The following is a 12655-nucleotide window of genomic DNA, read 5'->3' as shown; positions in this document are numbered from 1 at the left end:
GTGTATCTATTCCGCAGTAACGTCAATGACAAACTTCCCAGCCAATGTTTTAGATAAGAAAGCTTTTTGAGCTTCTACCATATCCTTTAATGGAAATTCTTTTGCTACGGCAGGTTTGATTTTTCCTTCTTCAATATATCGAATAAGATTCAAGAAGGCTTCTTTTGTTTGATACGTACTTCCAAACAGACTTAAATCTTTTAAATAAAGATCTCGCACATCCAGCTCTACAAGCGGTCCGCCAATTGCACCAATAACACCGTATTTTCCACCTTTTTTCAAAACATCTAAAAGCTCTGGCCACATGTCTCCAGCTGCTACATCTAAAACGACATCCACTTTCATTTTCCCAATCTTTTCTACATAGCTGTCTCCCCTGAAGATGATTTCGTCAGCGCCATAACTTTTTACTCTTTCGACTTTGTCTTGGCCACAAACAGCAATAACCTTCGCACCTCTTACTTTCACTAACTGTACGAGCGCAGCACCAACGCCCCCTGAAGCACCAGTTACCAGAACGACATCGTCTTTTTCGACACCCACTCTGGAAATAAGGTTTTCAGCGGTTCCATATGCGCAAGGAAAAGTGGCAAGTTCTTTATCAGATAAACTGGAATGGATGACAAAGGCTTCTTCTGACAGTACGGATGCATATTCGGCAAAAGCACCATCACATTCGGAACCAAAAGTAATGGATTCCAATCCACTTTCACTTGATTCTCTTTGTTGTACCGTACGTATCAATACTCTTTCACCCAGTCTGTCTTGACTGACACCTTCTCCTACAGCAACAACAGTACCGCAGCCATCTGCTCCTTGAATTCTTGGAAAGTGCATTGCCTCCCCAAGCCATGAACCATCATCTGTAACTTCTTCTTTAAATCCTGATGCGCCGCCTTCATTCGTTTCTGATTTAACACTCTTGGAATACCATCCAATACGTGTGTTTATATCTGTATTATTTATAGCTGCTCCACCTATTTTCACCAATACTTCTCCTGCTTTTGGTGTTGGAACATCGATATCTGTACGATACTCTAATTTTTCGAATCCACCATTTCCGGTTAAATATACGCCACGCATTTTTTCTGGAATTGTATGCATTGTTTCTCTCCTTTTACAACAAATCACGTTTTCTTTCGTTCTCCATTCAAAAAAATTTAAAAATATACTAATACCGCTGCAACAACATACAATCTTTCAGCTGACTTTTTCAAAATCTGAGGAATAATATAAACAATATTATCCATATTTTCTATAATTTAGGAAGAGATATTTTGAAAATTCATTATTCCTCAGCGCTGTTATAACATAGTATCTCTACCGATTTTCAAATTTTTATCACGTAATGGTCTTTGAAAGAAAGCGTTTTTTATAGGGTTCATCATTATAGGAGGGGCGCTATTTACTTCGCTCCCCCTTCAACACTATAAAATCTCTGATTTTTTAATGCAAATTGATGGATATAGCTCATCCTAATTCGCCTCTACATACATGCATTCTTTTAGTTTTATATCCGTATTTGGCAATAGCTCTGGAACGACAGGATGCTGCTGGTTAATTAGACGGCGAACTGACAAAGCATTTTTAGGTTGATTAACAAGTAAAGCTGCCTCTATCACATTACTTTTATTTAAATAGAAATAACTAAATTCCTTATCTTCTTTATTCCCCCGTAAGACAGTCGTTTCCCAATTCTTTGTATGACCAAAATATTGCAGACGATAATCATATTGATCGGACCAAAAATATGGGACTGTTTTATAAGAAGTCTGCTCCCCGCCCAGCATATTTTTCGCAACATTTTTACCGTGATTGATCGCATGATCCCAATGTTCTATGTGAATGTTATTTCCTAAAAACGGCCACATTGCACAATCTCCGGCAGCATACACATTTGGCAATGAGGTTTCACCAAATTCATTAACAATATAACCTCGGTCAATCTGTAATTCTTTATTAAGCAATGCAGTATTAGGTATAACTCCGACACCAACAATTACTGCCTGACATGGAATTGTTCTCCCTTCTTCTGTCAGAACTTCTTCCACATGCGTATCTCCATTAAATTGTACAACACTATCTTCCATAATAGCGTCTACACCTTCAGATTGGTGCATTTGAAGGAAATACTCTCCCATCTCATCTCCGAGAATATGAGCTAGTGGAAGCGGCGCACGTTCCAATAAAGTTACTTCTTTACCCAGCTTTTTAAATGAAGATGCAAGCTCTGCTCCAATAAAACCTGCTCCAACAATAGCAACCTGTTGAATATCATCCAATTTCCCCCTTATTGCTTTTGCATCGGATAATGTCTTCAAGTAATGAATACCTTCAAGGTCTGATCCTTTTATTGGTAATTCTCTTAAACTAGATCCTGTTGTTAATAAAAGTTTATCCCATTTTACTGTTTCTCCATCTGATAAAACTGCAGTTTGTTTCTCTGAATCAATTGAAACGATCTCAACTCCCAGTTTCAAATCAATACGCAATTCTGTTAAATTTTCATGCGTTTGCAAAGTTATATCTGTCTCCGATGATTCGCCCAGCATATATTCCTTTGATAGCGGCGGACGGTCATACGGGAGCTGCGTATCACGGTCAATTAACACAATGCGGCCTTCATGCCCCTCTATACGCAGTGCTTCAGCCGCATGTGTTCCTGCTATACCAGCGCCAACAATTACAATCGTTTCAACAGTAGTAGTCATTGTTCATCCTCTCCAATCATCTTTAAATCAGAATATATTTTACAATGTCATATCATGGTATCCATATTCATTTTACATCTTTATTCGCCGTATATATCCAAAGCTTTTATCCAGATAGAGCCTTCTTGTTCTAATACGTCATATACAGACAACGGAGTAACAGCAGGACCTTCTAATACAGATCCATCCCGAATATCAAAACAAGCAAAGTGCAGAGGACAGTATAAACAATGGTCTTCTAACTCACCGTCAACCATTTCTGAATAAGCATGTGTACATATACCATCTACCGCAAATACAGCACCGTCTACTCGTGCCACAACTACGGTTTCTGTTCCAAGTGGCACATCAATCATTTCACCTTCTTTAACTGAATCACTTGATGCAACAAATGTATATTTGTTTTCCTCCATATTTCCCTCCGATTGAAGATTTTCTGTTTGAATCGTCATGTTCTCATCTCCTTCCTTCATGGTCGCCAAGACAGGGAGAGCATTTTTGGAAAAAGGGATATAGTGATGTTAGATTTGATATCTTTCACCATATCCCTGTCTGTCACTTAATTATTTTCCAGTTCATTTTTCACGTACTTCTTAAAATTAGCAACCCGCCAGTCAATCGGCGTCAGCGTGCCGCCATTTTTATATGATCTGGATTCATTTCCAAGCTGAGCTAATGCACAAGCTTCCCAATCCTCTTGACACGTTACATCCCAGAACTCAATTGCATCATCGAGGTAGGCGTCTTCTTTTTCTAAGACATCTGGATCAAACAACCAGTACCCTTTCACGATTGATTCATCTGCTGAAACCGGGAAGATAGCCGCAACAAACACATAGTCAGAAGCCATGCAAAGGTATGAGTGCGGGAAAATATGCAGATAGGAAATTTTTCGCTGATCTTCTTCACTTAATCCCGGAAATACTGGTCTGTATGCTTTTCCGTCTACATTCACACGCTCGAATCCAGGATTTAATCCCATAGAGCCAACGTGTTTGATAACCTTCGTTTCCGGTACTTCTTCATCCACCCATTGTCTAGGTTGCATCGGTGGAGTAGCTTTACTTAATTCCGGATGAATCGTACCGCAATGATAGCATTCCTCCGCGTTATCCATTAATAATTTCCAATTTGCTTTTACGTTATAGGTTCCTGTTTTACCAACTTTTAATCTGTGCATTTGATATTGTTCATAAATGGACCATGATTCTGGTAAATTAAAGCTTTCATGCAAGGTAGGAGCATCCGGATCCGCATTAATCCAAATAAAACCATCCCATGTTTCTGTTCTTATGCTTGCCAGAGAATGCTCGCTTCTATCAAACCCTTCATCCTCATCTGAGATATTTGGTGCTTTGGTCAATTCACCAGTATCTCCGCTATACATCCAGCTATGATAAGGGCAGATAATTCTTCCTCTAGGGAAGTTTCCTGCCTCTGTCGTACACAAGCGGGAACCGCGATGGCGGCATACATTATAGTACGTATTGATATTGCCATCTGAAGCACGGGTAACAATAAAGTTTTCATGTGCGACTTGAACGGTTTTATAATCGCCGCTGTTCGGAATTTCTTCTTCCCGTCCTGCAAGCAGCCATGTCTTAAACCATATTTTTTCTAACTCTTCATGAAAGTGATTTGGATCATAATAATCACTTCCTGGAGACGTAGGTTCAAACTTTGCATAACTTGGGAAACCGCCTTCGATTGATTTCATACTATTAACCTCCCATTTTTTATATTTATAAAGTGAAACTTCCTTCAGTGGGGGCTTTCGTCCCCCGCTGATGGTTAGTTGAACGAATCGGGCCGTTACTGGCTGCCCTATCTCCCACTTAGACTTTTCGATTTTTCTCCATTCTTGAAGTGGGAGACCTATAGCCAGTTACACTGCGATAAATTAATAATTTTCAGCAACTGTTTTTGCTTGCACAAAGTGTAATAGATACTCTAAAGTTCCAGTTTTTTCACCAGTACCGGACATATAATAGCCGCCAAACGGCTGGACTCCTACTAATGCCCCGGTACACTTACCATTAAAGAATAAGTTCCCACATTCCATTTTTCTTCGTGCGTAAGTGATTTGCTCGCGATTATTTGTATATAATGCTCCTGTCAGCCCAAACTCGGTGTCATTATATACATCAATTCCTTCCTCAAAGTTGGCTACTTTACATATAGCCAGAACTGGTCCAAAAATTTCTTCTTTCATTATTTTTGCACCCGGCGCAACGTCTTTGTAAACAGTTGGAGTAATATAGTACCCTTCTGTATTATCACTGTTGCCTCCAAAAACCAGTTCCCCTTCTTTACTACCGATTTCGATATATTCATTGATTTTATTAAATGCTTTATCATCAATGACCGGCCCTATCGGATTATTCTCTGTACCTGGACCAACATGAAGATGATTCATACGTTCTGCTATCTTTTCGACCATTTCATCGTAAACGCTTTCATGGATGATAGCTCTTGAACCGGCAGAACACTTCTGTCCTTGGTAACCAAATGCAGATGTCACGATTCCGTCAGCTGCAGCATCCAAATCTGCTGACTCATCCACAACAACACCGTTCTTTCCTCCCATTTCAGCAATAACACGTTTTACCCAACGCTGATTTGGTATTCTTTTATGAGCTAATTCATCAATGTGTAATCCTGCTTCTTTTGATCCGGTAAACGAAATAAAATTAATATCTCTGTGTGTTACCAAATCATCTCCAATTTCCCGGGACGATCCTGGTACGAAATTAATGACGCCATCAGGAATCCCTGCTTCTTGCATAATTTCCATGAACTTTGCTGCTATAATTGGCGTTAAGGAAGCTGGTTTTAGTAATACGGTATTACCAGTAACGATAGCGGATACGGTCATCCCTGTGACAATCGCTATGGGAAAATTCCATGGAGAAATAACAGCCCCAACTCCAAGCGGTTTATATTCAAGATGATTTTCAACACCGGATAACGTTACAAGATCTTTTCCTTCCATGAGCTCTATCGCTTTACGACCATACATTTCCAGAAAATCAATTGCCTCATTAATCTCTCCATCAGCTTCCGCCCAATTTTTACCTGCTTCGTATATTTGCCATGCAATCAATTCTGATTTACGCTGCTGCATAATCTTAGATGCTTTGAATAAATAACGTGCTCTTTCCAGAAAAGTTAAAGAACCCCAATGTTCATAAGCATTTTTTGCAACCGTTATTGCTTCTTCAAGATTTTCTTTATCGGCTTGACTCATATAACCAACCGCTTCATGGTGTGCAGCTGGATTATAAGAAGCCAATTTGTGTTCTTTTAAAACTTCTTTCCCTCCAATAATCAGAGGATATTCCTTCCCGAACTCGGATCGTACATATTCTAAATTTTTATTTAGCGCTTCTCTATTTTCAGTTTTTCCCCAATCTGTAGGTGCGTCATTTTTAAATGGTTCGATAGGCAAAAAATCACCTCCTAAAAAGTTAATACATTGCTGGTTCAGACCACAGTTTTACTGACGTTCCCAATCCGCGTTCCTTCGCATTTTGATAAATCTTATAACTGTTTGCTGTATCTGTTGCACAAATCCCCAAAGTTACAAAAAAGACGCTGTCATCTTCATTTTCCCGAATAACTTTATCTCCTTTAATGACCTGGCCTAACTCTGTAATATCATTCGCGTCCAATTGACCAGCTTTCGTTAACTCGGATAAAGGATATTTATCATCTTTTAAGCGTAATTTATAGTCCATGCAATATTTATTAAAACCTTCTAAAATAGCTTCGTTTTTATGATCCCACATGGATACACCGGAGTGGAAAGAGCCTTTTTTAATCCATTCTTTAGGAATGTATTCATTTCCTAAGTTGACGTTTGTAGCTGTATATACGATATCGGATTGCGCTACAGCTTCCTCTACACTTTTACAGATCTCAAATTTATACCCTAAGTGTTTCCACTTTTCAGCGAATTGTTTTGCGCGATCCTCATTCATATCATATAAACGTACCGTGTTAATGTTTTTCATCACTTTGCTTGTAGCCTCGATATGAGCGTTTTGAATCACACCACAACCTACCAGCCCAAGGACTTCTGAATCCGGGCGAGCACAATATTTTGCCCCCAAAGCACTGGAAGCCCCAGTACGTAAAGCGCTTACAATCGTGTCGTCCATCACAGCAAATGGGTAGCCTGTATCTTCATTATAAAGAATAATCATTCCATTTGATCTTGGTGTCTGTCTTTCCACCGGATTCAAAGGATTACTTGGAATACCTTTTACAGCTGCAACACGCATTTCTTCAGATTGGATTAAAGCAGCGTGTACACCGATTCTTTTTCCAGAGTAATTTCCTTCTTCCCATAATAAATGTAATAATTCCGGTTCAACCACTTTATCTTCTGCTAACCATAGATTTACTTTTTCTACATATTCCAGAATCATGTCCATATCTTTTGCGCCACTTTCAATACATTCTTCCTGAGATAACCATAAAACGTCTACTTCTTTAGAATTACTCATTAAATGAAACACTTCCTTTTCGCTTTTATTTTTGTTATGAAATATTTTGCTAAAATTGCTTCGTGCTTATTTAAAGAAATAAAGTGAAACTAATATGTACACATCCCCTCTTTCAGTAGCAAAAAGTAATCATGATTACTACTTTGATTATATTATAATCATGATTATTATAGAACGCAATAGGCATTTTAAAATTTTTTTGCTTTATTATTAATTTGGTAAATTATCCAAATTATATATATACTAATTATTCTGATTATGATATAATCATGATTATCATTTGAAAGCGATTTCAAAAAATTGTAATATTAAAGTTGTATTTTGTAAAGGGGGGATTCTATCCTGAGGATGTATCAAAAATTCTTTCAATCACTATTCATTATTATTTAGATTTAATTTTAAAAATGAGGAGGAATTTTCTTGTTTAAACGCAACAGCGTTCTTAGTATTTCTTTATTGCTAAGTATATTGTTCGTAATTATCGGTGTGGTCTTTAATAATTGGCTAGGAGAAAAAGCAGCTGCATTTTTGGATTTTACAGTGACTTATTTTAACTGGTTCTACTTACTTGTAGGCACTATTTTTGTAGCTTTTTGTATTTATTTAATGTTTTCTAAATTCGGGAAAACACGATTAGGAAAAGATACAGATAAGCCTGCTTATAGTACGCTGTCATGGATTGCCATGCTGTTCAGTGCAGGCATGGGAGTTGGATTGGTGTTTTGGGCAGTTGCTGAACCTGTTTCGCATTACATAACACCACCCACTGGAGAAGGTGAAACTGCAGAAGCTGCCACCGAAGCAATGAGAGCTACTTTTTTTCATTGGGGGATGCACCCTTGGGCATTATTCGGTACTGTAGCGCTGGGATTGGCTTATTTTCATTTTCGTAAAGGATTACCGCCATCCATAAGTTCCATTTTTCACCCATTGTTAGGAGAAAGAATTTACGGAACCCCCGGCAAAACAATTGATATTGTTTCTGTATTTATTACTGCCGTTGGGGTTGCAAGCACATTTGGATTAAGTACTTTACAAATTAACAATGGGATGAATGCGCAATGGGGCGTACCAATTACATTTTCTAATCAGTTACTTATTATAGGTTTTGCTACATTATTATTTATTGTTTCTTCGTGGTCAGGGTTGAATCGGGGTCTTAAATATCTCTCTTACTTTAATATGGTACTTATGGCTTTTGTCGTGTTCATCATACTTATCTTAGGTCCTACCAGACAGATCTTTGAAATACTGATTTCCACCACAGGAAGTTATGTGGGAAGTATACTGCCTACGAGTCTTCGGATGGAACCGTTTGATAGTGAAGGAAGCAATTGGATAGGTACCTGGACCGTATTCTACTGGGCCTGGTGGACCACATGGTCTCCTTTTGTAGGATCCTTTGTCGCCAGGATTTCAAAGGGAAGAACCATTAGAGAATTTGTTTTAGGTGTATTATTAGTACCCTCCTTTATATCCTTTATCTGGTTTTCCGTTCTTGGAGGCAGCGCTATGCACTTAATTCATGATTTAGGCAACAGTCAATTAGCTGAAGCGATAAATGCAAATGTGGATGGAGCTTTGTTTGCTTTTCTAAGTGAATTTCCACTAGGTTCCTTTTTAAGTGTATTGGCTCTTCTACTGATTTTTATTTTCTTTATCACCTCAGCAGATTCCGCTACTTTTGTGTTAGGAATGTTGAGCAGCAATGGTAATCCTAATCCGACAAGAAATCTCAAAATAACCTGGGGATTGGTCACTGCAGGATCTGCTGTTGTTTTCTTATTAGCCGGCGGTCTGGAAGCAGTCAGAACAATAGCTATCGTTATAGCCACACCATTTACGATCATTACTGTTTTTATATGCTGGGCCGTGTTGAAAGAGTTAAGAAATGAAGATAAAATCAGACAATCTAAAATTGCAAATAAAAAATACAAGGTGGCACGATATAGCGACTATGATTACAAATCCCGCGCTGAATAAATGGACAAGCTAAACAGGATACATTCAGGATTAACTGTAAAAAAAGATTCCTTCCAGCAATATTTTGCTGGAGGGAATCTTTTTTAGTCTTTGTTCTGTTCTTCGTCTGTGCATTTATTTTTTAGAACTGTTCCATGTTTGCCAGAGAATCCATGTTAACCGAATAAAGTCTTATTATTTTCTTGTTCGAACAAACAACAAAGCTAAAACAGCTCCAACAAAAGCAATCATACCTGCCCAGAAGAATCCTTGTTGGAAACCTTCATTTAAAGCAACAACTGAATCAGTAGCTTCACTCGCTCTTGTTGCCGTACCCGCAATTGCAACCATAACGGATAGACCAATAGCAGAGCCGATTTGGAAGTTCGTGTTGTATAAACCGGAAGCAAGCCCCGATTTTTTCGGTTCTACTTCTGATACAGACGCTGTTGTAGACGCTAAGTAAGCAAGTGCATTACCAAGTGCTGCTACAAATGATGGGAATAATACGCTGATAAAGTAAGTACCATCTACTGTTGCAAATTGGGAAAATAGAATATTACCTAAGCCAAGAATAACAAAACCTACTACCATCGTCATTTTTATACCTAATTTAGCCAATACCTTTTCAGCTACTGCAATCATGAAGAAGGCCATAAATAAAGGTACAGGTAGTACTGCCATTGCACCAGCTGTTGGAGAGTATTGCAGTACTTGCTGCAGATAAAGGATCAACATATAAATTAATGGGAACCATGTTGCCTGTGTTAAAAAGACGCCGACATTACCAATACCTAAATTAGGTGTTTTAAATATATGAAGTGGTAATAACGCTTCTTTCATTTTGGATTCTACAAGAAGGAAAATTAGAAACAGAACAACACCTGTAATAAGAGAAATCATAACATTACTTGATGTCCAGCCGCTGTGTTCCGCTGATACAATACCATATACAAGTAACATCAGAGACACTGTGACTAAAATAGCACCAATATAATCAATACGACCTTTCATTCTTTGTCCGGATTTTTGTAATAGTTTCGGGCTAAAAATCAAAACTATAATACTTAACGGTACATAGATGAACAATGTCCAGCGCCAGCCGAGTGATCCAGTTAAAAGTCCGCCAAATACAATTCCGAATGCGCCCCCAGCTGCACCAGACAAGCCCCAAAAAGCAAGTGCCTTTGCTTTTTCAGACGAGCTGAAATTAAACAGCCGCATGACCATAGATAGAGCGGAAGGCGCAATGAAAGCAGATCCCAATCCTTGCATTCCACGAAATATATTTAAACTTATTTCACTCCAGGCTAAACCTGCAAATAAAGACGAAACTGCCAAAATAAAAACACCAGTATTAAAAATACGGCGGTTGCCATATAAATCAGCTAATTTCCCTCCTAATAACAGGAAGCCTCCAAATATGAGCAAAAATGCGCTCATCACCCATTGCAAACTTTCTTGCGTATAACCGAGTGACTTCTGAATGGACGGCAGTGCTATCTGAATAATAGATGCGTCCATTATTACCAAGAAGTTCGCAAAACATAATAAAAACAGTGCTTTCCACCGTTTAGGGTCTGGTTGTGAGTTTGTATTTGTATGTGTAGACATCGTTGTATTACCTCCAATATTACATGTAACCAAACATCATATAGATGTTATTTAAATATTTACCATTTGCTCTTTCCCGATTCTTCTCCAGAATTTAAAGAAAGTCTCTCTTTTCTTGCCGAGCTTTGCATAACTATCGATGATTCTCTCTATCATTTCGTACAGCTCTTCCGGCTCCAGGTTCTCTTGCAAAAGCATCCCTACTTCTGCATCGAATCCCTTACCTTTTCCACCTACATATAAATTGTACTGATCTTTAAATTTCATAACGCCTATATCGCTGACCATTGGTTCTCCGCAGCCAATCGGACAGCCTGTATAAGCCATCTTTAATGTAAAAGGAACTTGTTTGCCAGCAAATCGCTTATTGAGCTCTTTGGCAACAGGCATCCCTTCCCGCTCTTCCCCTTTACAGAAATTACAGGTTCTTAAACTCTTCACATAACTTCCTACTGGGTAACAAGCCAACCCCACATTTTCAAATTCCTTTATTATTTCTTCTTTTTTGTTTTCTGGTATTTCGATATAAAGTTGTTGAAAAGTGGTTAATTCCAGCTCCTCGCTTTCATCCATATACTTGGAAATGGTCAGCAGCTGATTGGCATTTAGTTTTGATCCAAATCCAATACCTCCATTGACAGCTATTTTTATCTTTTTATCATCACTTTCCATATGGACTCCCCCTCTTTATACTTTTTCACCACTTTTATACAATACGCTAGTAAGGTATTTAAAATGATAAAAACAATTCGTTATTACAAAGTAGATTCCATAAAGACATTAAAACTCTTTATGGAATCCATTTATTTCTATTAGCTGATTTCCAACAACTTTTTAATTTCTTCTTTATTTTGCTCAAATCCGGTCATACTCTTAGCTTTTTTCCTTAAACCTAATATAGAAGATTGAGAAAAAACAATTCCGGGAACAATTCTATTCCCTGTTATCTTTTTCAATTCTTTCTCTTTTTCTGGCTGTTTTGCTAAGTCATATTGTTTATGCGGGATTTGATGTTCTTCTAAGAAGTTTTTCAAGTCCTGGCAATCCGAGCAGGTCGGTCTTGTATAGATTTCCAAATGATATGCAGCCATTTGTAAACTTACCTCCTCCAGGTATGAGGCTGTTACTTATTCACTTACATCAATGTTGAATGAATAAGTGTGTACCTTATTATCAAATTCAAATTCTGCCCAAATTTTATACATTCCCTGCTTCGGAAAATGAGCATGAAATGTAGTGGTGTCGTCAGAATCTGGATGAACATGGATATATTGTTCTGCAGCTTCATCTACAATGGCCACATGACCTAACGCACCTAAATACGGCTCAGGGGTTTCTCCGTGCATATTAAAATCTAAAGGAACAGCTTTCCCAGCCTTTGCTTTGACATCCTCTAACGTAACGGTTTTTCCATCCACTTCTTTAGTCCAATCATCGTCAGACTTCAAATCAGCTTTACCTGTTTCCTTCGTTCCGACCTGAACAGTATTAGGAGCTACCTGATATGCTTTTTCCTTTGGCGTAATATCAACAAAGGCTTTGTACGTACCATCCTTTAAAGGCTGGTTAATGATATAATGGCCTTCCTGCTCTTTTTCCGGATGCAAATGATAATACTGCTCTAAATCATTCGATACCATAATAAAATGCATTTCTTTTTCATGTGCTAAAGCCAGTTCCGGCGCTTTTCCGGCATTATCCTCTAAGGCGATAGATATTTTTCCGTCCTTATACGTTACATTTACTTTTACCTCTGATTCACCTGAATGATTATGGTGATGGTGATGACTATGATCCATATTTACTTCCTCCTTTGATTTTTTCATATGATAATTCAAAGCATTTCCGTTTGTTTCGACA

The 12655-nt window shown here is 38.2% G+C and carries 11 protein-coding genes; 1 reads left to right on the top strand and 10 read right to left on the bottom strand.

All coding sequences use genetic code 11. From position 1 onward, the window contains the following. Positions 1-6: 6 nt before the first annotated feature. The 6 genes from B7E05_RS07980 to B7E05_RS07955 all read right to left on the bottom strand — a co-directional run bounded on the left by B7E05_RS07980 (position 7) and on the right by B7E05_RS07955 (position 7219). Positions 7-1104 (bottom strand): alcohol dehydrogenase family protein, encoded by a 1098-nt coding sequence (locus B7E05_RS07980; protein WP_080873709.1) that lies wholly within the window; start codon positions 1102-1104, stop codon positions 7-9. A 371-nt stretch (positions 1105-1475) separates the two neighbouring features. Further along, a complete protein-coding gene (locus B7E05_RS07975; protein WP_080873708.1) occupies positions 1476-2711 on the bottom strand; it encodes an NAD(P)/FAD-dependent oxidoreductase in 1236 nt (411 codons plus the stop codon). 80 nt (positions 2712-2791) lie between these two features. Then, entirely contained in the window at positions 2792-3163 is a 372-nt protein-coding gene (locus B7E05_RS07970) for a Rieske (2Fe-2S) protein (protein WP_245833028.1), read from the bottom strand. Positions 3164-3270: 107 nt separating this feature from the next. Beyond that, on the bottom strand, positions 3271-4428 hold the full coding sequence (locus B7E05_RS07965) for an aromatic ring-hydroxylating oxygenase subunit alpha (protein WP_080873707.1): 1158 nt from the start codon (positions 4426-4428) through the stop codon (positions 3271-3273). 183 nt (positions 4429-4611) lie between these two features. Further along, positions 4612-6153 carry an L-glutamate gamma-semialdehyde dehydrogenase gene (pruA, locus tag B7E05_RS07960; protein WP_179134619.1) on the bottom strand — a complete coding sequence of 514 codons (1542 nt, stop codon included), beginning with the start codon at positions 6151-6153 and terminating at the stop codon, positions 4612-4614. Positions 6154-6178: 25 nt separating this feature from the next. Beyond that, positions 6179-7219, bottom strand: coding sequence for an ornithine cyclodeaminase family protein (locus B7E05_RS07955; RefSeq protein ID WP_080873705.1), 1041 nt, complete (start codon positions 7217-7219; stop codon positions 6179-6181). Between the two features lie 420 nt (positions 7220-7639). On the opposite strand from B7E05_RS07955, the gene B7E05_RS07950 reads away from it, so the two are divergent. Then, positions 7640-9202, top strand: a complete 1563-nt coding sequence (locus B7E05_RS07950) for a BCCT family transporter (protein ID WP_080873704.1) — start codon at positions 7640-7642, stop codon at positions 9200-9202. Positions 9203-9376: 174 nt separating this feature from the next. Here the strand turns inward: B7E05_RS07950 and B7E05_RS07945 are convergent, their stop codons facing one another. The 4 genes from B7E05_RS07945 to B7E05_RS07930 all read right to left on the bottom strand — a co-directional run bounded on the left by B7E05_RS07945 (position 9377) and on the right by B7E05_RS07930 (position 12594). Beyond that, the gene (locus B7E05_RS07945; protein WP_080873703.1) at positions 9377-10795 is read right to left on the bottom strand and encodes an MFS transporter; all 1419 of its coding nucleotides are present in this window, start codon (positions 10793-10795) and stop codon (positions 9377-9379) included. A 51-nt stretch (positions 10796-10846) separates the two neighbouring features. Continuing rightward, positions 10847-11467, bottom strand: a complete 621-nt coding sequence (locus B7E05_RS07940; RefSeq protein ID WP_080873702.1) for a nitrite reductase — start codon at positions 11465-11467, stop codon at positions 10847-10849. Positions 11468-11607: 140 nt separating this feature from the next. Then, a complete protein-coding gene (locus tag B7E05_RS07935; RefSeq protein WP_080873701.1) occupies positions 11608-11886 on the bottom strand; it encodes a glutaredoxin family protein in 279 nt (92 codons plus the stop codon). A gap of 36 nt (positions 11887-11922) precedes the next feature. Then, complete coding sequence (locus B7E05_RS07930; RefSeq protein WP_080873700.1) at positions 11923-12594, bottom strand: hypothetical protein; 672 nt, start codon at positions 12592-12594, stop codon at positions 11923-11925. Positions 12595-12655: the final 61 nt, after the last annotated feature.

This window comes from Oceanobacillus timonensis (assembly GCF_900166635.1).
Classification (GTDB): domain Bacteria; phylum Bacillota; class Bacilli; order Bacillales; family Amphibacillaceae; genus Oceanobacillus; species Oceanobacillus timonensis.
This window is presented reverse-complemented; position numbering and strand designations above follow the sequence as displayed.